25 protein-coding genes are annotated in these 21,101 nt (G+C 70.0%); 16 read left to right on the top strand and 9 right to left on the bottom strand.

Features of this window, described 5'->3' with window-relative positions; genetic code table 11:
* The first annotated feature begins 50 nt into the window (after nucleotides 1-50).
* Nucleotides 51-491: a sterol carrier family protein gene (locus ACTWQA_RS44460; RefSeq protein WP_327587630.1), complete on the top strand. Its 441-nt coding sequence runs from the start codon at nucleotides 51-53 to the stop codon at nucleotides 489-491.
* On the opposite strand, the gene ACTWQA_RS44455 is transcribed toward ACTWQA_RS44460, so the two are convergent.
* Nucleotides 488-1,480 carry a DUF4190 domain-containing protein gene (locus tag ACTWQA_RS44455; RefSeq protein WP_443164905.1) on the bottom strand — a complete coding sequence of 331 codons (993 nt, stop codon included), beginning with the start codon at nucleotides 1,478-1,480 and terminating at the stop codon, nucleotides 488-490. The two genes, ACTWQA_RS44460 and ACTWQA_RS44455, sit on opposite strands and share 4 nt — an antisense overlap.
* A 142-nt stretch (nucleotides 1,481-1,622) precedes the next feature.
* On the opposite strand from ACTWQA_RS44455, the gene ACTWQA_RS44450 reads away from it, so the two are divergent.
* The 4 genes from ACTWQA_RS44450 to purM all read left to right on the top strand — a co-directional run bounded on the left by ACTWQA_RS44450 (nucleotide 1,623) and on the right by purM (nucleotide 5,381).
* Nucleotides 1,623-2,030, top strand: coding sequence for a MarR family winged helix-turn-helix transcriptional regulator (locus tag ACTWQA_RS44450; protein WP_327587628.1), 408 nt, complete (start codon nucleotides 1,623-1,625; stop codon nucleotides 2,028-2,030).
* A 96-nt stretch (nucleotides 2,031-2,126) separates the two neighbouring features.
* Complete coding sequence (locus ACTWQA_RS44445) at nucleotides 2,127-2,873, top strand: SDR family NAD(P)-dependent oxidoreductase (protein ID WP_443164904.1); 747 nt, start codon at nucleotides 2,127-2,129, stop codon at nucleotides 2,871-2,873.
* Nucleotides 2,874-2,922: 49 nt separating this feature from the next.
* Nucleotides 2,923-4,359 (top strand): amidophosphoribosyltransferase, encoded by a 1,437-nt coding sequence (gene purF / locus ACTWQA_RS44440; protein WP_443164903.1) that lies wholly within the window; start codon nucleotides 2,923-2,925, stop codon nucleotides 4,357-4,359.
* A complete protein-coding gene (gene purM / locus ACTWQA_RS44435) occupies nucleotides 4,356-5,381 on the top strand; it encodes a phosphoribosylformylglycinamidine cyclo-ligase (protein WP_443164902.1) in 1,026 nt (341 codons plus the stop codon). The genes purF and purM overlap by 4 nt, the downstream gene beginning before the upstream one ends.
* A 112-nt stretch (nucleotides 5,382-5,493) precedes the next feature.
* Here purM and ACTWQA_RS44430 read toward each other — a convergent pair whose 3' ends face one another.
* A complete protein-coding gene (locus ACTWQA_RS44430) occupies nucleotides 5,494-6,039 on the bottom strand; it encodes a CGNR zinc finger domain-containing protein (RefSeq protein ID WP_443164901.1) in 546 nt (181 codons plus the stop codon).
* Nucleotides 6,040-6,125: 86 nt separating this feature from the next.
* On the opposite strand from ACTWQA_RS44430, the gene ACTWQA_RS44425 reads away from it, so the two are divergent.
* Nucleotides 6,126-6,956 carry an alpha/beta fold hydrolase gene (locus ACTWQA_RS44425; protein ID WP_443164900.1) on the top strand — a complete coding sequence of 277 codons (831 nt, stop codon included), beginning with the start codon at nucleotides 6,126-6,128 and terminating at the stop codon, nucleotides 6,954-6,956.
* Between the two features lie 89 nt (nucleotides 6,957-7,045).
* On the opposite strand, the gene ACTWQA_RS44420 is transcribed toward ACTWQA_RS44425, so the two are convergent.
* Both ACTWQA_RS44420 and ACTWQA_RS44415 read right to left on the bottom strand, forming a co-directional pair.
* Entirely contained in the window at nucleotides 7,046-7,276 is a 231-nt protein-coding gene (locus ACTWQA_RS44420) for a DUF3073 domain-containing protein (protein ID WP_305923191.1), read from the bottom strand.
* Nucleotides 7,277-7,427: 151 nt separating this feature from the next.
* Nucleotides 7,428-8,507: a Glu/Leu/Phe/Val family dehydrogenase gene (locus ACTWQA_RS44415; RefSeq protein WP_443164899.1), complete on the bottom strand. Its 1,080-nt coding sequence runs from the start codon at nucleotides 8,505-8,507 to the stop codon at nucleotides 7,428-7,430.
* 107 nt (nucleotides 8,508-8,614) lie between these two features.
* On the opposite strand from ACTWQA_RS44415, the gene ACTWQA_RS44410 reads away from it, so the two are divergent.
* Together ACTWQA_RS44410 and bldC are read left to right on the top strand one after the other, a co-directional pair.
* The gene (locus ACTWQA_RS44410) at nucleotides 8,615-9,481 is read left to right on the top strand and encodes a hypothetical protein (RefSeq protein WP_443164898.1); all 867 of its coding nucleotides are present in this window, start codon (nucleotides 8,615-8,617) and stop codon (nucleotides 9,479-9,481) included.
* 323 nt (nucleotides 9,482-9,804) lie between these two features.
* Nucleotides 9,805-10,008 (top strand): developmental transcriptional regulator BldC, encoded by a 204-nt coding sequence (gene bldC, locus ACTWQA_RS44405; RefSeq protein WP_013133571.1) that lies wholly within the window; start codon nucleotides 9,805-9,807, stop codon nucleotides 10,006-10,008.
* Nucleotides 10,009-10,122: 114 nt separating this feature from the next.
* On the opposite strand, the gene ACTWQA_RS44400 is transcribed toward bldC, so the two are convergent.
* The gene (locus tag ACTWQA_RS44400; protein ID WP_305923194.1) at nucleotides 10,123-10,773 is read right to left on the bottom strand and encodes a TetR/AcrR family transcriptional regulator; all 651 of its coding nucleotides are present in this window, start codon (nucleotides 10,771-10,773) and stop codon (nucleotides 10,123-10,125) included.
* Nucleotides 10,774-10,917: 144 nt separating this feature from the next.
* On the opposite strand from ACTWQA_RS44400, the gene ACTWQA_RS44395 reads away from it, so the two are divergent.
* From ACTWQA_RS44395 to ACTWQA_RS44380, 4 genes are all read left to right on the top strand, one after another.
* Nucleotides 10,918-11,976, top strand: coding sequence for a LacI family DNA-binding transcriptional regulator (locus ACTWQA_RS44395; RefSeq protein WP_305923195.1), 1,059 nt, complete (start codon nucleotides 10,918-10,920; stop codon nucleotides 11,974-11,976).
* A gap of 164 nt (nucleotides 11,977-12,140) precedes the next feature.
* Entirely contained in the window at nucleotides 12,141-12,392 is a 252-nt protein-coding gene (locus ACTWQA_RS44390; protein ID WP_127937030.1) for a hypothetical protein, read from the top strand.
* 39 nt (nucleotides 12,393-12,431) lie between these two features.
* A complete protein-coding gene (locus tag ACTWQA_RS44385; protein ID WP_443164897.1) occupies nucleotides 12,432-13,265 on the top strand; it encodes an N-acetylmuramoyl-L-alanine amidase in 834 nt (277 codons plus the stop codon).
* Entirely contained in the window at nucleotides 13,262-14,854 is a 1,593-nt protein-coding gene (locus ACTWQA_RS44380; protein ID WP_443164896.1) for a beta-N-acetylhexosaminidase, read from the top strand. The genes ACTWQA_RS44385 and ACTWQA_RS44380 overlap by 4 nt, the downstream gene beginning before the upstream one ends.
* 1 nt (nucleotide 14,855) lies before the next feature.
* Here ACTWQA_RS44380 and ACTWQA_RS44375 read toward each other — a convergent pair whose 3' ends face one another.
* Genes ACTWQA_RS44375 through ACTWQA_RS44365 form a run of 3 tightly spaced genes read right to left on the bottom strand, consistent with a single transcriptional unit; the run spans nucleotide 14,856 to nucleotide 17,137 of the window.
* Entirely contained in the window at nucleotides 14,856-15,410 is a 555-nt protein-coding gene (locus ACTWQA_RS44375) for a GNAT family N-acetyltransferase (protein ID WP_443164895.1), read from the bottom strand.
* A 17-nt stretch (nucleotides 15,411-15,427) separates the two neighbouring features.
* Entirely contained in the window at nucleotides 15,428-16,480 is a 1,053-nt protein-coding gene (locus ACTWQA_RS44370; RefSeq protein ID WP_443164894.1) for a quinone-dependent dihydroorotate dehydrogenase, read from the bottom strand.
* Nucleotides 16,481-16,486: 6 nt separating this feature from the next.
* Nucleotides 16,487-17,137 (bottom strand): response regulator, encoded by a 651-nt coding sequence (locus tag ACTWQA_RS44365; RefSeq protein ID WP_305923200.1) that lies wholly within the window; start codon nucleotides 17,135-17,137, stop codon nucleotides 16,487-16,489.
* Between the two features lie 18 nt (nucleotides 17,138-17,155).
* Between ACTWQA_RS44365 and ACTWQA_RS44360 the strand changes: the two genes are divergently transcribed.
* A complete protein-coding gene (locus tag ACTWQA_RS44360; protein WP_327587615.1) occupies nucleotides 17,156-17,530 on the top strand; it encodes a tautomerase family protein in 375 nt (124 codons plus the stop codon).
* Between the two features lie 38 nt (nucleotides 17,531-17,568).
* A complete protein-coding gene (gene lpdA, locus ACTWQA_RS44355) occupies nucleotides 17,569-18,948 on the top strand; it encodes a dihydrolipoyl dehydrogenase (RefSeq protein WP_305923202.1) in 1,380 nt (459 codons plus the stop codon).
* A 7-nt stretch (nucleotides 18,949-18,955) separates the two neighbouring features.
* Here lpdA and ACTWQA_RS44350 read toward each other — a convergent pair whose 3' ends face one another.
* Nucleotides 18,956-19,816: a hypothetical protein gene (locus tag ACTWQA_RS44350; protein WP_443164893.1), complete on the bottom strand. Its 861-nt coding sequence runs from the start codon at nucleotides 19,814-19,816 to the stop codon at nucleotides 18,956-18,958.
* Nucleotides 19,817-19,969: 153 nt separating this feature from the next.
* Between ACTWQA_RS44350 and ACTWQA_RS44345 the strand changes: the two genes are divergently transcribed.
* Entirely contained in the window at nucleotides 19,970-20,524 is a 555-nt protein-coding gene (locus ACTWQA_RS44345) for an exonuclease (RefSeq protein ID WP_443164892.1), read from the top strand.
* A gap of 69 nt (nucleotides 20,525-20,593) precedes the next feature.
* A complete protein-coding gene (locus tag ACTWQA_RS44340) occupies nucleotides 20,594-21,082 on the top strand; it encodes a hypothetical protein (protein WP_443164891.1) in 489 nt (162 codons plus the stop codon).
* Nucleotides 21,083-21,101: the final 19 nt, after the last annotated feature.

The following is a 21,101-nucleotide window of genomic DNA, read 5'->3' as shown; positions in this document are numbered from 1 at the left end:
TGAACGAAGACCTCCGTCTCGATGAACGCTTCCCGGGAGACAATAGTGGGGTGCCGGCACGCAAAATAGAGCCAGAACGGCTGAAATCAGCCCTCGATGACCAGTTGATCGCCCTTGACGAGCCTCCCTACGACGGGCCCGCGTCCGCCCTGCCCGACGCGCTCGTCGCCGCGGTGCTGGCCGCCTACGACCGGGGGCTGCGGCCCGAGCGTGACGCGGCCAGGCAGGCGGTGCGTTACCTGCTCGACAAGCTGGCCGCCGCCGCACCCGGCAGGACCGTCGAGATCCGCGTCCCGCCGTACGCCGCCGTCCAGGCCATCGCCGGCCCCCGGCACACGCGGGGCACGCCGCCGAACGTGGTCGAGACCGACGGGCGGACCTGGATCGAGCTCGCGCTGGGCCGGCTGACGTGGGAGGAGGCCATGGCGAAAGGCGCGATCTCCGCCAGCGGATCACGCGCCGATCTGTCAGAGCACCTGCCGCTGCGCTAGCGGCCGCCCCCGCTCATCCAGGGGAACCTCTCCTCGAAGCAGCGGTCGACCTGTTCGCTGGGGAGGTAGGCGCATTGCTGGACCACGTTCCAGAACCAGAGCGCCACGATCGAGAAGAGCACCAGGGACAGGACGCTGATCACGATGCCGGCGATGGCACGGCCCCTGCCAGCGCGCCTGGCCAGTGCCACGCACCCGAAGACGATCGACAGGATCGCGGTGATCAAGCCGGTGAAGCAGACGAACACCAGGAAGGGGCTCGCCACGCCGAGCACCAGCGCGGCCGTGGCCAGGCCTTGGCCGGTCCTGTCCTGCTCGGGCTGCGGGTAGGGAGGGCCTGGGTGGCCGTACGGGGCTCCGGGCGGGGGCGGCCCGTAGCCCGGCGGGCCGCCGTACGGGCTGGACGGGGTGGTGCCGGGGACGCTGGGCGGCTGCTCCGGTGAGCCTGCGGCGTACTGGCCGTACGGGCTGACGGGTGGCTGGCCGCTCTGGGCCCCCTGCTCGTACCGGGACGGCGCCGGCCTGCTCGGCGGCTCCTCCTCCGGTGGCGCGCCCTCCCAGCCGGGATACCGCGGCGTGGCGCCAGGAATCGGGTACGCCTGGGTCGTCTCGGCGTCGCCGCCCGCCGGCTCCGGGGTCTCGGGCGCGGTGGGCAGATCGGGGTGCGTGGGCTCGACCGGCCGCGGCTCATGCGTGGGCTCGGCAGGCCGCGGCTCGTGCGTGGGCGGCACGTCAGGCGGCGGCACCACGGGCGGCGCCGGCGCGATCGGCTCCTCGTCCTCGCGGGCCGGCGGCTCCGGCTCCGCCTCAGGCTCGTAGGGCCCGGGCTCGTAGGGCCCGGGCGTGGGCGGGCGCTCCTCCTGCCCTGACCGCTCGTTCTCCTCGGCGCCCTCGCGCCACCACTCGGGCGCGTGCTCACCCTCTTCCGGACGGTCCTCGCGTGGGTCCTTCCCCTGGCGCGGCTCGTTCGGATCCCCAGATGTGGTCACGTCTGCGTCTCCCGACGGGTTTGCATGCCGGATACTTCACCCTTTCGCGGAGAGCGTCGGCTAAACCACATGACACGGTAAGAGGACGCCCATACTTGGGTCTCCATGCGCCAAAGCGGCAGGCGACGGGCAAGATGAGGGCATGCTGGACGAGACCCTGTCGTACGCATTGATCAAGCTCATGAAGGCGCAGCGCAACCAGCTGGCCGCGGCCCTGGCGCCGCTCGGCCTCCACGCGGGACAGGAGATGCTGCTCAACCAGCTGTGGCGCGAGGACGGGCTGACGCAGGGCGAGCTCATCGCCAGGCTGGGCGTCGAGCCGCCGACCGTGACGAAGACCCTGCAGCGGCTGGAGCGGGCCGGCTTCGTCTATCGGGCGCCCGATCCGGACCGGCCGCGGGTGGGCCGGGTGCACCTCACCGACGCGGGCAAGGCGCTGCGCGAGCCGGTCGAGGAGATCTGGACCAAGATGGACGAGGACCTCCTGCGCGGCCTGCCCGACGCCGAACGCGATCTGCTCACCCGCCTCGTCCGCGCCAAGCGCCTCTAGCCCTTTCACTTCCAGCGAACGGCCCTTGCGTGGCCACCCCGCTTCGAGTTAGCTGGCTAATTAGTCGGCTAATCTCACTTTTGAGGGGAAATTTACATGCATGTGCTCATCACCGGTGGTTCGTCGGGCGTCGGCGCCGCGACCGCGCTCGCGTACGCCCAATCGGGCGCGCGCGTCACGATCACCTACAAGTCCGGCGCGGATCGGGCGGCCGAGATCGTCAAGCGGATCGAGGCGGACGGCGGCGAGGCGGCGGCCGTCCACCTGGATCTGGAGGACCACACGACGATCGCACCCGCCGTCGCCCAGGCCGGCCCGGTGGACGCGCTCATCGCGAACGCCGTCCGCTGGGGCACGATCATGCCCAACAGCATTCCGTTCGAGGACGTGCCCGCTGCGGAGTGGACGGCCGCCCTGCACGCCAACGTCGTCGGCAACGCCCTGCTCGCCCAGGCCGTGCTGCCCGAGATGAGGCGGCGCGGGTTCGGCAGGATCGTGTTCGTGTCGTCCGGGGCGGCCGAGGAGGGACTGCCGGGTCCCGGCCCGTACGGCACCGCGAAGATGGCCCTGCACGGCATGGCCCGCGCCCTGGCCTGGGAGGCCGGCAGGGACGGCATCCTGGTGAACGTGGTCGTCGCCGGCCTCACGATCACCGGCGTCTCCCGCCCCATCCCGCAGTCGGCCCTGGACCAGATCGCCGCCCGCACGCCCAGCCGCCGCCTGTCCACGGCCGACGACCTGGCCGCGCTGATCGTCTTCCTCGGCTCCGCCGCCAACCGCAACGTCACCGGGGAGTTCATCCGTGACGGGTCCAATGCGGGCAGGTCATCCCACGCGCTGTGATATCGACCCGGGGTGCGAGCACAGATTCGGTCAACCTAGACTGAGGCATGTGCTGAAGGGCGACGGCCGACTCGGCCATGACCTGGACCTCGATGACCGCGCTCCTAAAGACGCCTGTGGCGTCTTCGGTGTCTGGGCTCCGGGTGAGGAAGTCTCAAAACTGACCTACTACGGGCTGTACGCGTTGCAGCACCGCGGCCAGGAGTCCGCGGGCATCGCAGTCAGTGAGGGCAGCCGCATTCTCGTTTACAAGGACATGGGCCTGGTGGCTCAGGTCTTCGACGAGTCTGTGCTGGGCACCCTCCGCGGTCACCTGGCCATCGGCCACTGCCGCTATTCCACGACCGGATCGAGTGTGTGGGAGAACGCGCAGCCCACGCTGAGCTCCACCGACGTCGGTGGCCTCGCGCTCGCGCACAACGGCAACCTGATCAACACTCCGGAGCTGGCCCAGCGCCTGACTCCGGGGTCCATCAGGGCCACCACCGACACCGAGGTCCTGACCACGCTGCTGGCCCAGGACCGCACCCGTTCCGTCGAGGACGCGGCCGCCGAGCTGCTTCCGCAGGTCAAGGGCGCCTACTCGCTCGTGTTCATGGACGAGAAGACGCTCTACGCGGCCCGCGATCCGCAGGGCATCCGCCCGATGGTGCTCGGCCGTCTCGAGCGCGGCTGGGTGGTGGCTTCGGAGACGGCCGCGCTCGACATCGTGGGCGCCACGTTCGTCCGCGAGATCGAGCCGGGCGAGCTGCTCACCATCGACGAGCGCGGCGTGCGGTCGCGCCGCTTCGCGCTGGCCGAGCCGAAGGGCTGCCTGTTCGAATACGTCTACCTAGCCCGCCCCGACACCACCATCGCGGGGCGCGGCGTGCAGGTCACCCGGGTCGAGGTCGGCCGCGTGCTGGCCCGCGAGCATCCCGTGGAGGCCGACCTGGTCATCCCCACGCCGGAGTCCGGCACGCCGGCCGCCGTGGGTTACGCGCAGGAGAGCGGGATCCCCTACGGGCAGGGCCTGGTCAAAAACTCCTACGTGGGCCGCACCTTCATCCAGCCCTCCCAGACCATCCGCCAGCTCGGCATCCGGCTCAAGCTCAACCCGCTGCGCGAGGTCGTCGAGGGCAAGCGGCTGGTGGTCGTGGACGACTCGATCGTGCGGGGCAACACCCAGCGCGCCATCGTCAAGATGTTGCGCGAGGCGGGGGCGCGTGAGGTGCACGTACGCATCTCCTCGCCGCCCGTGGCCTGGCCGTGCTTCTACGGCATCGACTTCGCCACCAGGGCCGAGCTGATCGCGGGCTCGCTGACCGTGGAGGAGATCCGGGCCTCGCTCGGCGCCGACTCGCTCGGCTACATCTCCCTGGAGGGTCTGACCAAGGCCACCACGCTGCCGGCCGACCGCCTCTGCAGGGCCTGCTTCGACGGCTCCTACCCCATCCCCATCGACCAGGACAACGTGGGCAAGTTCGTGTTGGAGACTAAGGCGTGAGTACGTACGAGGCTGCGGGGGTCGACATCGCCGCCGGTGAGCGGGCCGTCGACCTCATGAAGAGCAAGGTGGCGCGCTCGCGGCGGCCCGAGGTGGTCGACGACGTCAGCGGCTTCGCCGGCCTGTTCGACGCCTCGGCCCTGCTGCGATACCAGCGGCCGCTGCTGGCCACCTCCACCGACGGCGTGGGCACCAAGGTCATGATCGCCCAGCAGTACGGCAAGCACGACACCATCGGCATCGACCTGGTGGGCATGGTCCTGGACGATCTCGTGGTCTGCGGCGCCGAGCCGCTGTTCATGACCGACTACATCGCCTGCGGCAAGGTGGTGCCCGAGCGCGTCGCCGAGATCGTGGGCGGCGTGGCCGAAGGCTGCCGCCTGGCCGGAGCCGCGCTCGTGGGCGGCGAGACGGCCGAGCACCCGGGCGCGATGGGGCCGGACGAATACGACCTGGCGGGGGCCGGCACGGGAGTCGTGGAGGCGTCCGCCATGCTCGGGCCCTCCCTCGTCCAGGAAGGCGACGTGGTGCTGGGGCTCGCCTCCTCCGGCATGCACTCCAACGGCTACTCGCTGGTGCGCCACATCCTGCGCGAGGCCTCGCTGTCGCTCGACACGGTGCCGCCCGAGCTGGCGCGGCCGCTGGGTGAGGAGCTGCTCGAGCCGACCCGCATTTATTCGCTCGACTGCCTTGAGCTGGCCCGTACGGGGACGGTCCACGCGTTCGCGCACATCACGGGTGGCGGGATCGAGGGCAACGTGTCCCGCTCACTCCCCGGGCACCTGGACGCCTTGCTCGACCGTTCCTCCTGGACGCCTCCCCCGATCTTCGGCCTGCTGGCCGGGCATGGGCGGGTGGCCCAGAAGGACATGGACCGCACCTTCAACCTGGGGGTCGGCATGGCGGCCATCGTCGCCCCTGACGCCGCCGACGCCGCGATCCGCCTCCTCGGCGACCGCGGCCTGCCCGCCTGGGTCCTGGGCGAAGTCGTCCCAGGCACCGGCCACGCCCGCTACCGCTGACCCCGCCGCATCTCCTCACGCCCCCTCGCCGACGCGGGCGCGCCAAGGCAACGGCGCCCGTGCTCGGCCGACTGCTGACGCGGCGGCGAGCACGACCCAGGCGGACGGTGACTCAGATGCTCTTGTGGCGCTGGTAGTAGCGGGCCACACGCACGCGGTTACCGCACAGGTCGGGTGAGCACCAGCGGCGGCGCGGGTGAGCGGGCAGGAACACCATGCGGCAGTCGGGGCCCTCGCAGCCCCGGATCCGGCCCGCGGCCGGGTCGGTGAGCAGGTCGGCCGCGGCCTCGGCGAGCTGGGCGAGCAGGCGGGCCAGGTCGTCGCCGTCCCGGCGCGTGCCCGTGCGGAAGGTGCCGTCCCGCCACTCCAGCACGCGGTAGGGCGGCGCGGCGCGGGCCGCCTCGTTGAGCGCGGCGACCGCCGGGTCCGGCGGCGGTGCGCCCTCGCGTACGGCGTTGAGCACCGACTCCACCTGGCCGCGCAGGCGGCGAACGGCCGCCAGCCCGGCGGCCGTGAGCGGGGCCGACGGCAGGGTGAGCCGATCGGCCTGGCGGGCGAGCCACGTCTGGAAGTCCCCGGGCGCGTCAAGGGCGTCGAAGTCCCGCGTGCGGGTGTTGACCAGGTCCAGCGCGAGCGGCTCACCGATCAGGAACTCCATGGGCCCTAATGGTACATCCCAGGGTTGACCCATTAGGTGTCGCACGCCTATAACTAATGCATCTTCTACGGAAAGAGGCATTAGTTATGAACATTCCCGAGGTGCGGTACGGGTTCGTGGACGTGGACGGCGTGCGAGTCTTCTACCGGGAGGCAGGGCCGCGGGACGCGCTGCCGGTGCTGCTGCTACACGGCTTCCCGTCCGCCTCACACCAATACAGGCGGCTGATGGACGCGCTGGGAGACCGCTACCGACTGATCGCGCCCGACTACCCCGGGTTCGGGCACACGCAGGCGCCCGACGGCTTCGTCTACTCCTTCGACCGGCTCGCCGACGTGGTCGAGGGGTTCGTGCGGGCGATCGGGCTCGAGCGGTTCGTGTGGTACGCGTTCGACTTCGGCGGCCCGGTGGGCTTCCGGGTCGCCGCCCGGCATCCCGAGTGGATCGCCGCCTTGATCGTGCAGAACGCCAACGCCTACGACGAGGGGCTCTCCGACGTCGCGCGCAAGACCATCGGCGCCCCGCCGGAGGAGCTGTTCTCCTTGCCGGTCACGCGGAGCCAGTACGAGGACGGCACCGCCGACCCGTCACTGATCGCACCCGACGGATGGACACTCGACCAGCACTTCCTGGATCTGCCCGGACGCAAGCAGGCACAACTGGCGCTCGCGCTCGACTACCGGTCGAACCTGGAGCTGTATCCCGCCTGGCAGGCATGGCTGCGCGAGCACCGCCCGCCCACGCTGGTGCTCTGGGGGCGGGGAGACGCGATCTTCCTGGAGGCCGGCGCGCACGCGTACCGGCGCGACGTGCCCGAGGCCGAGGTGCATGTGTTCGACACCGGGCACTTCGCGCTGGAGGAGAAGCTTCCAGAGATCGCCCCGCTCATCGCCGGATTCCTTTCCCGGCAAGCGTGACGAAAGCCCCACGGTTGCCCGTGGGGCCCGACGAACGTGGGCGAGGATCCGGCACGCCGGGCCCTCGGCCACGTCAACCAGGAGTGTGGCTATCGACGGCCGGACGGACGGCTGTCGTCGTCGTCTCCGGTGTCATAGTCATCGGCGTAATCGGCATAGCGATCCGCCAGCTCATCGTTGAGGTCGTCGGCGTCGTCACTGCGGCTGGAGTCTCCGACCCCGAGTTCGTCGCGAAGACGGTCAAGATCCGTGCCACCGCTGTTGTACTTCAGCTGGCGAGCAACCTTGACCTGCTTGGCCTTTGCTCGGCCGCGCCCCATTGGCTCGACCCCCTCGTGTGGGGTCGTCCCCGACCCCTCGTCGCTAACGCACCACACACTGACGCCGCCTGACTTTGGACGTCAGCCTATCGTTCGCCTATTACCGTACCTGTTTTGTGCCCAGCTCGGTACGCCGTATGGGCGTGGGGCGTCAGTGGCCCAGCCAAATAGCCCGAATACGCCCGACTTCCGACATTCTGCGCTCAGCTAGCCTATCCGCTGCGACCGCGGGAGGAACGCCCTCATCGGCCGCGATTCGGAAGATCTTCAGAGTCGTGTCATAGATCTGGGCGGCCTTGGACCTGGCCCGATCCATGTCGAAGCCCTTGATCTCGTCGGCGACCTGGATCACCCCGCCGGAATTGACGACGTAGTCGGGCGCGTACAGGATCCCGCGTTCGGCGAGTTGCTTCTCGACGCCCGGGTGGGCGAGTTGATTGTTGGCCGCACCGCAAACGATTTTCGCTTTCAGCCGAGCCACGGTGTCGTCATCGAGCGCGCCGCCCAGCGCGCACGGCGCGAACACGTCGATATCGGCCGACGTCAGGGCCCTGGCATCGGCCACCACGTCCACTTCCGGGTGACGCAGGCGGACGCGTTCGATCGCCTTGGGGCTCACGTCGCAGATCACGACCTCGGCGCCGTCTTCACGCAGGAGCTCGACCAGACGGTGGCCCACCTTGCCGACCCCTTCGACGCCGACCCGCTTGCCGTGCAGCGACGGTGTGCCGTAAACCCGCTCGGCCGAGGCACGCATGCCCTGGAACACGCCGAACGCCGTCAGGATGGACGAATCCCCCGCCCCGCCGTTGGCCAGGGTGCGGCCGGTGACGAAGCGCGACTCACGGGCGACGATGTCCATGTCCTCGCTGTAGGTGCCGACGTCGCAGGCGGTGATGTAGCGCCCGCCGAGCGACTCGACGAACCTGCCGTACGCGCGCAGCAGCGCCTCGCTCTTGTCCTGGGCCGGATCGCCGATGATGACGGCCTTGCCGCCGCCCAGGTCCAGGCCGGCCAGGGCGTTCTTATACGCCATGCCCTTGGCCAGGTTGAGCACGTCGGCGAGGGCCGCATGCTCGCTCTCGTACGGATAGAACCTGGTGCCTCCGAGCGCCGGCCCGAGGGCGGTGTTGTGGATGGCGATGATGGCACGCAGGCCGCTCTGCTCGTCGGCGCAGAACACGACCTGCTCGTGGACGTCCTTGTGGGACGAGCCGAAGACGTCGGTCACGGTAGTGACTCCCTGTCCGGTCCGCCGCACCGTTGCGGCGGAGATCACCTCACAGAGTAGTAAGCCACAACGGTGCATGCAGGGTCGCTTCGTGACACGATGCCTCCGTGCTGCCCTATGCCGCCTACCTCCGCGTCTATGAGCCACTGACCGCGTTCGCCGAGTCCGAGCGCAAGGTGTGGGCCGATTACGCCGACTCACGGGACCGCCCGCGCCGCGCGAACGCGCTCAATGCGGAGCACGGCGAGTCGGTGATGCGCCTGCTCGGCATGCCCCCTCAACCCGTTCCCGCTCAGGAGAGCCCCAACGCCTATCTACGGCGTGTTGAAGACCGTTTGTACGTGTGCCCCTGGCAAAGCCGTCTGCGCTCATGGCTGGCGTTCTCAAGGCTGCGCGGGGCGACTCCCGCGAAGCTGATGGACCGCCTCGTGCCCAAGGGCGTGGCCGAGCAGATCGCCGACGACTTCGACCGGTTCAAGCGCCAGGTCGACTCGTCCGCGTTGCGCACGCACATTCGCACCACGGCGTGGCATGTGCCGCCATCGTGGTTCGTGCCGTTTGATGGGAACGAGCGCTGGCTGGTGCTCGGCTCCTCCGCTCCTGGGCAGGACGTGAAGACGACGGCGACCGGACGCAACCTCATCTACGTCACCTCCATGGCGCAGGCCAGGAGGCGGGCGGCGCGGGCACTCAACGTGCTGCGCAGGCATCTGGGCGAGGTGTCGGCCAACTTCGACGTGGAGGACATCGCGCGGTGGCTGGAGGAGTTCCACCCGCATTCGCTGGTCGAGCTGGATTACGGCGGTCTCGTGCATCTCATGAACGACGACGCGCTGCAGGCCGACCAGTCGGTGGCGGAGCTCGCGGCGGCTCTGACGGGCCTGGACACGGGTCAAGAAGAACTTGCCTACGCCATGTACCAGAGGGTGATCCTCCGGTGGAAGTCAATGCAACAGCTGGAATCTGCCAACTGAACCCCAATACGGCCGTCTGACCTGCATGAGTAGGTCACGTCTCACGGCTGCTCTCTTCTGCGAACTGAGTAGTTTGCCGTTTTCACTGCGATACCACGAACCGTGTCGCTAGAATCACCGAGCGTGACATGGCCACGGGGGCGGGCAGTTGGGTCAAAGAAGGGCTCGCCAATCGCTCTGCGTGGCGGTATGGTCACATCGGGTGATACCGCATATGGCCCAGAAAAGCCGCACGCTCTGGGCCGTAGGTGGACATCCGTGACACGCGCAAAAGGCAGTCACAGGATCGCGAAGCCGGTCCACACGGAGGAGAGGCCGCACAAATGTCAGCTCGTACACCCGAGGCCGAGCCACTGCTTACGCCCGCTGAGGTCGCCACCATGTTCAGGGTCGACCCCAAGACCGTCACGCGGTGGGCCAAGGCGGGCAAGTTGACGTCGATTCGCACCCTGGGCGGTCATCGGCGTTACCGGGAGACCGAGGTTCGGGCACTGCTCGCGGGCATTCCGCAGCAGCGCTCGGAGTGACCAGAGGCTCGTGACTCACGAACCTCAGGGGGGTTGAGGGGTGGGCCAGGCTGACTGGGCCCGGTCCACCACTGTTGGGAGCTGGCGCCGCCCGCCCGGCGCCATCCTTCCTGCTCACCCCAGACGCTGCAGCAACTCCGCCACGTCATCGTCGTGGGTGGCGGCAACCCCTAGCAGCGCCGCCATCTGGGCGACGAGCATGCGCTCGAGCGTCGGACGCTCGATGTCGCGATGCTCCAGCCAGTCGAGACCCGCCGTCTCCACGGAGGCGATCCACGACCGCAGCGTCGTGCGCAGCACCGGGCTCGGCTCCTCGACGCCCATTTGCTTCTGGATGAGGCGGAAAAGCCGCCGCCGCACGCCGTCCACGATCTCGCCGATCTCGCCCGTCCTGTTGGCCGGGCCGCCGCGCAGCAGCGCCGCGAATCCGGCCGCGTGCTCCTCGACGAAGTCGAAATACCGCTTGAGCCCGGAGGCCAGCTCGTCCAGCGGCCTGCCGCCGTTCTGCGGACGCAACCGGGACTCCAGCTGCTCCGCCGCGCTCTTCAGCGCGGCCACGTAGAGCTCCTGTTTGCCACCGAAATAGTGGTAGACCAAGGCTCGAGAGGCGCCTGCCGCCGACGCCACGTCGTCGATCGAGACGTCCTCCGCGTCGCGGGTGCTGAACAGCTCCAGAGCGGCCGCCATGAGCTCCTCGCGACGGCGGTCCACGCTGAGCCTGCGCCGTGCCGGCCGTGCCGTCTCGGCTGACTTCCCGCTTGTCACATCTGCACAGTATCGAATGGCTGACGTGTGCATATCCGGTCAATATCGGCATCTTGGAGTCAATCAGTGACGGAGGCCGTACCCTGCGGCTAACTCGATCGTTTGGTCAGACAGGTGCCCGTATCCGCATCGCGGGGGAGACACATGTCAGGACCGCCCGTCAACACTTCAACCATCACTGAGCTCAGAGAGGTAGATGCCCTGCCTCGACCCAGACCGACCATCCGCAACGTCGCCGAGCGAGCCGGCGTCTCGAAATCGCTGGTCTCACTCGTGCTACGCGGATCCCCGCACGTGAGTGAGCACCGGCGCCAGGCGGTGCTGCAGGCCGCCCGCGAGCTCGGCTACCGGCCGAACGCGGTCGCACGCAGCCTGGTCGAAGGCCGTACACACCTCGTCGGCGCGCTCGTCGCCGACCTGCACAACCCGTTCTATGCCGAGTTCCTCGACGGCCTGCAGGAGAGCCTGCACGGCGACGGCCTGCGCATGCTGATCGGGAACAGCCAGTGGGATCCGGCGTTCGAGGACGAGGCCGTGGAGGCCTTCCTCGAGCTCAGGGTCGACGGGCTGGTCCTGCTGGGCATCCCGCCGACCAGCGAGACGCTGATCGAGGCCACCGCCTACACGCCGACCGTCGTCGTCGGGGAACGTGACATCGAGCTCGACAGCGTCGACATCGTGGTCGACGACGACCAGCTCGGCGCCCGCCTGGCCATCGACCACCTGGTCGAGCTCGGCCACAAGCGCATCGCGCACATCGAGGGCCCGCGCTCGTCGCGCTGCGAGGGATATCTCGTGGCGATGCGCAGGCACTCGCTGGCGCCGTACATCATGGTCGAGGCCGCGAACTCCTCCGAGGACGGCGGCCGGGAGGCGGCGATGGCGCTGCTGACCCGCGACCCCAGGCCCACGGCGATCTTCGCCGCCAATGACGTGGTCGCGCTCGGCGTGCTGTCCGCCGCGAGCGAACTGGGCCTGACCGTGCCGGATGACCTCTCCGTGGTGGGGTACGACAACACGCACCTGTCGGCCTCCCGGCACATCTCGCTGACCTCGGTCGACCAGCCCCGCCGCGCGATGGGCAGGTCGGCAGCCGCGCTGCTGAGCGACCGGATCGGAGAACCCGCCAAGGTCGCCCGCATGCGTGAGATCCGCCCCGAGCTGATCGTCCGCCGCAGCACCGGGCAGGCCAAGACTGAGTGACGACTCTGCCAAGCAGGCTGCCACTACGGGGGCCTGCTAGAGCAGGTTTCGCCCAAGGCTGGGTCAAGCCGCGTGGCGTCGTGGCCGCACGGCGGTTTACTCGGCAGGGTCATGCTATTTGTGGCCGGATCCATCCGACCACGATCTGATCCGGGGGAACAGTCATGCGTGATCCGGAACTGGTGTCCTGCGCCCAGCGCGCGGCGGCCGAGCTCGAGCGCGCCTGGGGGCACTGGCGCGCGGGCAGGGGGCGGGGCGTCGACGCCGGCGCCGAATCGGTCGCCAGCTACGTCGCCCACTCCCTCGACCATCCGTGGGGCCGCCCCCGCGTCGTCCTCGGTCTCGACGCCGAGGACGCGCGGGAGCTGGCCGCCCTGCTGGATCGTCAGGAGGTCGGCGCACCGGGGTTCTCATAACGACGGTTTGAGTACCGGGTTTCCCGTAAGTTGGAGGCCATGCGTGCTCTACCAGCGTCAGTATTCACCGTCTGCGGCCTGATCGCCTCCGCGTGCGGCGGCACCGGCTCCGGTGGCGCCGCGGCAGGTCAGGCCGCTCCCGCGACCGCCGTGCAGCAGCAGGCTCCGGCACAGCGGCAGGCCACGGCGAAGGACGGACCGACGGAGAGCAAGCCGCTGGACGGCAAGGTCGTCGTCATCGACCCCGGCCACAACGGCGGCAACTGGCGTGACCCTGCGGCCATCAACCGCAAGGTCAACGTGCTGACCAAGTGGAAGCCCTGCGACACGACCGGCACCGCCACGAACAACGGCTACAGCGAGGCCGCCTTCACGTGGGACGTCTCCACCCGCCTCGCCAAGATCCTCAGGAGCCGCGGCGCCACGGTCAAGCTGACCAGGACGAGCAACACCGGCGTCGGCCCGTGCATCACCGAGCGCGCCGCGATCGGCAACGAGGCCAAGGCGGACGCCGCGATCTCCGTGCACGCCGACGGCTCGGCCGCGGGCCACCGCGGCTTCCACGTCATCATCCCCAAGAAGATCAACGGGCCCGTGGACAAGGTCGTGAGCCAGTCCAACAGGCTCGGCCTGGCCGTCCGCGACGCCTTCGCGGAGGGCACCGGCCTGCCCTACTCGACCTACATCGGCCGCGACGCCCTGAGCTACCGCAACGACCTGGGCGGCCTCAATCTGTCGACCGTGCCGAAGATCTTCATCGAGAGCGGCAACATGCGCAACGCGGTCGAGGCGGCCAAGTTCCAGAACCCTAAGTTCCGGCAGAAGATCGCGGTGGCGCTGGCGAACGGATTGCAGCACTATCTCGAAGCATGATTCCTCGCCCTGAGCTGCTCACCCACCTGTCCGCCTCTTATGAGCTGACCGCGGGCGCCACCGTGTCCGGCGACCTGGTGGACGCCGTGCGCCTGGCCCTCCCTGTGCTCGACCTGCGTCCCGGCGACTCGGGTGAGATCGACGTCCGGCGGGATCCCGCGTTGGGCGAGGAGGCCTACCGGCTGACGGCCGGCTCGCGGGGCGTTGAGATCGTGGCCGGCGGGCGGGCCGGCGCCTTCTACGCGGCGCAGTCGCTGCACCAGCTGCTGCCCGGCGCCTCTTACCGGTCGGCTGGGCCCGCGTCGTGGACTGCGCCCGGGGTGCGCATCGAGGACGCGCCGCGGTTCTCCTGGCGGGGGTTGCATCTGGACGTGGCCCGGCATTTCTTCCCCAAGAGGGAGATCCTGCGCCTGGTGGACCTGATGGCGGTGCACAAGCTCAACCGGCTCCACCTGCACCTGGTGGACGACCAGGGGTGGCGGGTGGAGAGCCGGGCCTACCCGTTGCTGCACGAGGTCGCCTCCCACCGGACGCGTACGGCGGTCAACTCCTACGGGGAACCGGAGGCGTACGACGACGTCCCGCACGGCGGCTACTACACGCTCGACGATCTGGCGGAGATCGGGGCCTATGCCCGGGCGCGGTGCGTCACGGTCGTTCCCGAGATCGACGTGCCGGGGCACGCGTCGGCGATCCTCGCGGCGTACCCGGCGTTCGGGGCCACCGGCGAGCGGCACGACGTGCTGGACCGGTGGGGCATCTCCCCCGCGATCCTGTCACCACTGCCGCGGACCGTGGAGTTCCTGGCCACGATCTTCGACGAGCTGATGGGGGCGCTGGGCGAGACACCATACGTGCACATCGGCGGCGACGAGGTGGTGCTCGACCATTGGGCCGGGTCGGCGGAGATCACGGCGTACCGGGACTCGCTGGGCCTGGCCACCGCCAACGACCTGCAGGCGTGGTTCCTGCGGCGGCTGGCGGACACGCTGGCCGAGCGGGGGGCGCGGGCCGTGGTCTGGGACGAGGCGTTCGTCAGCGGCGGGCTGCGGCACGACACCGTCGTCATGCCGTGGCGCGGCATGGGCGTGGGCCGGCGCGCCGCGGCCGCCGGGCACGACGTGGTGGCCACGCCGGTGTTCCCGCTGTACTTCGACTACGCCGAGTCGGCCACGGCCGACGAGCCGATGGCCATCGGGGACGCGATCACCGTCGAGGACGTGGCCGCGTTCCGTCCCGCGCCCGAGGAGTGGACGGACGAGGAGCGCGCCCGGGTCGTGGGGGCTCAGGCGCAGTTGTGGACCGAGCGGGTGCCGGACGCCCGCACGGTGGACTACCGCATGTGGCCGCGGGCCTGCGCGCTCGCCGAGGTGGCCTGGTCGGGCACCGGCCAGGAGGGCTTCGCCGGGCGGCTGGAGGAGCACCTGGGGCGGCTGGACGCGATCGGGGTGGAGTATCGCCCGCTCGCCGGGCCGCACCCGTGGCAGCGGCGGCGGTCGCACCGGCCGAGCGGCGTGCGGGTGGCGGACGTGATGTCCCGCATCGAGGGCATGACGCACGACCCCGAGTCCACCCGGCCGAGCATGTAGCTCAGAAAGCCGGGCGGTCGTTGAGTATGCGCTGGAACAGCCGGTGGTCCTGCCACTTGCCATCGATCTCCAGATAGCGCGGCGCGAGGCCGTAGGGCTCGAAGCCGCACTTGAGCAGGACGCGCTGCGAGGCGGCGTTGTCGAGCACCGTGGCGGCCGCGATTCTGTGCAGGCCCAGGTCCTGGTCGGCCATCCTGCACACCTCCACGACGGCCCTGCTGGCCAGACCGCGGCCGGTGTAGCGGGCGTCGATCCAGTAGCCGAGGTCGGCGCTGAGCCACGGCCCGCGGACGATGGTGTTGAGCGTCATGCGCCCGACGATCTCGTCGCCGTCGGCGAGCACCCACGGCACCGTCCGGCCCGCCGCCTGCTGCTCCAGCACGTCCTCGAGCCGGCGGGCCTGCCCGCGCAGCGTGAAGAACTCCTCGGGCCGGCGCGGCTCCCATGGCCGCAGGTGGTCGCGGTTGCGGACGTAGGCACGGAGCATGGCTTCGGCGTCCTGCTTGGTGACCAGGCGCAGGACGACGTCGTCGATCAGGGACACGGCTTCGATCACCGTCCCACGATAGTGGGCTAGGCGGTGCGGCCGATGGCCTCTGTGACCGACTTCAGGCCGTGGCGGCGTACGCGCTTGGCGAGCCGGCGGTGGATGCGAGCGGCCCAGAACGGGCCGCCGTAGATCCAGCCCGTGTAGCCCTGGACCAGGGTCGCGCCCGCCAGGAGGCGCTCCCAGACGTCGTCCTCGTCCTCCACCCCACCGGCCGACACCAGCGTGAGGCGGTCGCCGACCCTCGCGCGCAGGCGGCGCAGCACCTCCAGCGAGCGGCCCTTGAGCGGTCGTCCTGACAGGCCGCCGGTCTCGCCGCCGTGCTTGATCGTGGTGTTGGTCGCGATGATCCCATCCAGGCCCAGCTCCATCGCCAGGTCGGCGACCGCGTCCACGTCCTCGTCGGCGAGGTCGGGGGCGATCTTCACCAGCAGCGGAGTGCGGCGGGGCGTGTTGTCCGCGACCTCCTTGACCGCGGTGAGCAGCGGACGCAGCAGCGACACGGCCTGCAGGTTGCGCAGCCCGGGCGTGTTGGGCGAGCTGACGTTGACCACCAGGTAGTCGGCCAGCGGGGCCAGCTGCTTGGCGCTGGTCACGTAGTCGGCCGCGGCCTCGGACTCGGGGACCACCTTGGTCTTGCCGATGTTCACCCCGACCACGACGGGCAGGCCCCGCGTGCGGCGCAGGCGGCGGGCGGCGGCCGCGGCGCCGGCGTTGTTGAAGCCCATCCTGTTGATCACGGCGCGCTCTTTGACGAGGCGGAACAGGCGCGGGCGCGGGTTGCCCGGCTGCGCGTGGGCGGTGATGGTGCCGACCTCGACGTGCCCGAAGCCGAGCGCCGCGATCGCCTCCGCGCAGGCGGCGTCCTTGTCGAAACCGGCGGCCAGCCCCAGCGGGCCGGGGAAGTGCACGCCGAACGCGGTCACGCGCAGGACCGGGTCGTGCGGCGCGAGCGCACGGTGCAGCAGCCGCTTGAGCAGCGGCAGCCGCGCGAGGAGCGCGAGGGCGCTCACCGTCAGATGGTGCACGGCCTCGGCGTCGAAACGCCGCAAGACCTGCGTGAATACGAGGCGATACATCACGGGTCAGGCTACCAACCCTGCCTCGTGGGCGATGATCGCGGCCTGGACGCGGTTGCGTACGTCGAGCCGGGTGAGGATGGCGCTCACGTACGCCTTCACGGTGCCCTCCACGATGTGCATCCTGCGCGCGATCTCGGCATTGGACAGCCCGGCGCCGAGCAGGGCGAGCACCTCGCGTTCGCGCTCGGTCAGCGCCTCGATGCGGTCACGCGCCCGCGCGCCCCTGGCCATTCTGCCGCCGGAGAGCTGCGCGATGACCCGCTGCGCGACCTTGGGCGACAGGTACGCCGCCCCTTCGGCCACCGCGTGGATCCCGGCGATCAGCTCGCGCGGGTCGCCCGACTTGAGCAGGAAACCCGCGGCGCCGACGTCGAGCGCCTTGGCGATGTAGTCGTCCTCCCCGAATGTGGTGAGCATCACCACGGCCGTCTCCGGGGCGACCCTGCGGATCTCGGCCGCGGCGCCGAGCCCGTCGAGCCTCGGCATGCGGATGTCGAGCAGCGCCACGTCCGGGCGGTGGCCGATGGCCAGGTCGACGGCCTGCCTGCCGTCGCCCGCCTCGGCGACCACGTCGAGCGACGGGTCGGTCGTGAGGATCGCGCGCACCCCGGCACGGATCATGGCTTCGTCGTCGGCGAGGAGGATACGGATCACGGCTCTATAGTGGCCGACATGGCTCAGGTGAAGATGTACGGCCGTAGGGACGTGTGGTCCGGGCGGCAGCGGGAAATCTCGGACCTGGTGCAGTCGTGCCTGGTGAGCGCGTGGGGGTTGCCCGAGGACAAGCGGTTCCACCGGTTCCTGCTGCTGGACGCCGACGACTTCGTGTGCCCGCAGCGGAGCGAGCACTACCTCATCCTCGAGGTGGTCTGCTTCACCGGGCGCACCGACGACGCCAAGCGGGCGCTGATCCGGGAGCTCTACGACAAGTGGCCGCACGATCCCGAGGACCTGGAGATCACCATCATCGAGATGCCCAAGGTCAACTGGGGAATTCGTGGTGTTCCCGCTGATGAGCTCACCCTGTCGTACAAGGTGGAGGTCTAGCGAAGAGGTGAGTTCGGGCGGACGGTATGGTCCGACTCATGAGCACTCACTATGACGTCGTCGTTCTCGGCGCGGGTCCGGGAGGCTACACGGCCGCGGTCCGCGCCGCCCAGCTCGGGCTGCGCGCCGCGGTCGTCGAGGAGAAATACTGGGGAGGCGTCTGCCTGAACGTCGGCTGCATCCCCTCCAAGGCGCTGCTGCGCAACGCCGAGCTGGCCCACATCTTCCACAACGAGGCCAAGACCTTCGGCATCAGCGGCGAGGTCACCTTCGACTACGGCGCGGCCTTCCAGCGCAGCCGTAAGGTGGCCGACGGGCGGGTGAAGGGCGTTCACTACTTGATGAAGAAGAACGCCATCACGGAGTACGACGGCCGCGGCACGTTCCTGGACGCGAACACCATCCAGGTCAACGGCGAGACGATCACGTTCTCCCACTGCATCATCGCGGCCGGCGCGACCACTCGGTTGATCCCGGGCACGCAGTTGTCCGAGCGGGTGGTGACGTACGAGGAGCAGATCCTCACCGAGGAGCTGCCGGGCAGCATCATCATCGCGGGCGCCGGCGCCATCGGGGTGGAGTTCGCCTACGTGCTGCACAACTACGGCGTCAAGGTGACGATCGTGGAGTTCCTGGACCGGGTCGTGCCTCTGGAGGACGAGGAGGTCTCGGCGGAGCTGGCCAAGCGCTACAAGCGGCTCGGCATCGAGGTGATGACCTCGACCCGGGTGGACGGCATCGAGGACACCGGCGCCTCCGTCAAGGTCACCGTCACCAAGAACGGCCAGCAGCAGGTGCTCGAGGCCGACAAGGTCCTTCAGGCCATCGGGTTCCAGCCGCGGGTGGACGGCTACGGCCTGGAGAAGACCGGCGTGGCGCTGACCGACCGCGGCGCGATCGCGGTGGATGGGCGCCTCCGGACGAACGTGCCGCACATCTTCGCCATCGGCGACGTGACCGCCAAGCTGATGCTGGCGCACGCCGCGGAGTCCATGGGCATCATCGCCGCCGAGACGATCGCGGGCGCGGAGACCATGGAGCTGGACTACGTGATGATCCCGCGGGCGACCTACTGCCAGCCGCAGGTGGCCAGCTTCGGCTACACCGAGACGCAGGCCCGCGACTTGGGTTACGACGTGAAGGTCGCGAAGTTCCCGTTCACCGCGAACGGCAAGGCGCACGGCCTTGGCGACGCGGCCGGCTTCGTCAAGATCATCAGTGATGACACGCACGGCGAGCTGCTCGGCGCCCACCTGATCGGGCCCGAGGTCACCGAGCTGCTGCCGGAGCTGACCCTGGCTCAGCAGTGGGACCTGACGGTGCACGAGGTGGCGCGCAACGTCCACGCGCACCCGACGCTCGGCGAGGCGGTCAAGGAGGCGATCCACGGCCTGGCCGGCCACATGATCAACATGTGATCGGGGCTCAGGGGCACGCGGCCCCCGGAGTGCGTCGCGGGTCGCCGGCGGCGAGCTCCGAGTCGAGCGTCTGGCCGGCGGCGATCGCTTCACGCAGGCTCCCGGTCAGGGCGTCGGCCTGGTCGATCAGGTGACGCAGACCCTCCGTGTCGCCGGTCTGGGCCAGCAGGTCCCGATACCGTTCATTGCTCTTCTGGAGTTCCTGCACGCGCAGCGCCGCGTCCGCCTCCCGGACGCGGCTCGCGTACGCCTCCAGCTCCCGCACCCGCCCCGCGACCGCCACCACCGACAGGTCGAGCGCTTCCCGCTGGGCCTCCAGCACGGCGGCCAGCTCGGGTGTCATCACCTCGGCCAGCGCCGCGGCCTGCTCGGCGCGCAGCTCGGTGTGAGTACGCAGGAGGCAGGCGATCTCCCACAGCCGTTCGGGCAGCACGACGTCGTTGGCGATGGCGTCGAGGAGGCTCAGCCGGTGCACCCGGGAGCCGGACACGTCCATGACGGCCTGCCGCGCCCTGGCCAGCAGGCCGAGCGCGGCGCCGTCCAGCGTGGCCGGGACGACGTAGCGGCCGGCGTACGCCGAGCGGTGTCCCATGCCGGGCCGGGCCACGCCGGCCAAGAGCATCGTGATGACCAGGACCATCACGGCCGACAGCGCGGCCGCCTCGTTGTCGGTCCGGTAGACCGCCGCGGTGAACAGGGCTCCGCCCGCGCCGGTGACGACCGCGCCGGCCCGGAAGAGCCACCGGACCCATGGCGGCGGATCGCGGTCGGGCGACCCGACCAGCGGCGACGACGCGTTGAGGAGGCGCGAGCGGTCCCGCTGAGCAAGCGTGGGATCCACGATCGGCTCATCCATCCAGTCGCCCATGGGCGGCACCTCCGTCGGGGGGGACACCGGGGCAGGCCGCGCTCCCCAGGCACGACCCGCGACGCCCTTCGAGCACACCGCGCCAGAACCGGCCGATCCACCAGGCGGGTGTGCGAATGTCGTGAAGATGTCGTGCAGCTATCCTTGGGGGTCGTGTCCCGACTTCCCGAGTTGTACGTCGCTGTCGACGTGGAGGCCGACGGGCCCATTCCGGGCCCGTACAGCATGCTCTCCCTGGGCATGGCCGTGGCCGGGCGGACGGATCTGACGTTCTACACGGAGCTGCGGCCGATCTCCGACGAGTTCGTGCCCGAGGCGCTGGCCGTCTCCGGGCTCGACCGCGATCGCCTGCTGCGCGAGGCGCCCCCGCCGGAGGAGGCGATGGCGGCGGCCGCCCGGTGGGTGAACGGGCTGCGGACGATCGGGCGGCCCGTGTTCCTGGCGGCGCCCGCGGTGTGGGACGGCATGTTCGTGCACTGGTACTTCACGCGGTTCACCGGCAGGAGCCCGTTCGGCGCGACCGGGTCCGGGGTCGATCTGCGGAGCTACTGGATGGGCCTGACCGGCCGCGAGTGGTCCGGGACCCGCAGCGGGGACATCAAGCGTGAGCTGGGCCTCGCAGGGCTGCCCCACACGCATCACGCCGGAGAGGACGCGGCGGAGCTGGCCCAGATCTTCGAGCAGGTCCTGCGGCGTGCGGCCGGCTGAGCGAGGTTCTTACCAGTTCTTCAGAATGCGTACAGGAACTTCTGAATCAGCCGGGTAAGGGTCAGTGGCATGACCTCAACCTCGGAGCGAGCGCCAGGCCGCCGCAGGCTCGCCCAAACAGGCACGATCTCGCTGCGTCTCGGACTCTTGGCACTGGTCGCGATCGGCATCGCGGGTGCCGTCTTCGAGCTCGCCTTCGAACGCCACTGGGGGAACCTGACCCAGCTGATCCCCTGGGCGGCGCTCGCGCTCCTCACGCTCGCCCTGGTCATGCTCGCCTTCGGCGACTCCCCGCGCACGGTCTCCCTGATCCGCGTCCTGGCTACGGTCGTGCTGCTCACGGCGGCGTACGGCGTCTTCGTGCACATCTCGGTCAACTACGGCGCGGGTGGGTCCGACGCCGAGTGGAGCACGCTCTCGCCGCTCAGCCAGTGGTGGTACGCGGCCACCAAGACCGTCGGCTTCGCCCCGCCGCTCGCGCCCGGCATGCTCGCCCAGAGCGCGCTCATGCTGCTGCTGGCCTCCCTGACGTCGAAGAGGCGGGAACTCGGCGACTGACCACGCCTGGTCAGCTCGC

This window comes from Nonomuraea sp. 10N515B, assembly GCF_052245915.1.
Classification (GTDB): Bacteria; Actinomycetota; Actinomycetes; order Streptosporangiales; family Streptosporangiaceae; genus Nonomuraea.
This window is presented reverse-complemented; position numbering and strand designations above follow the sequence as displayed.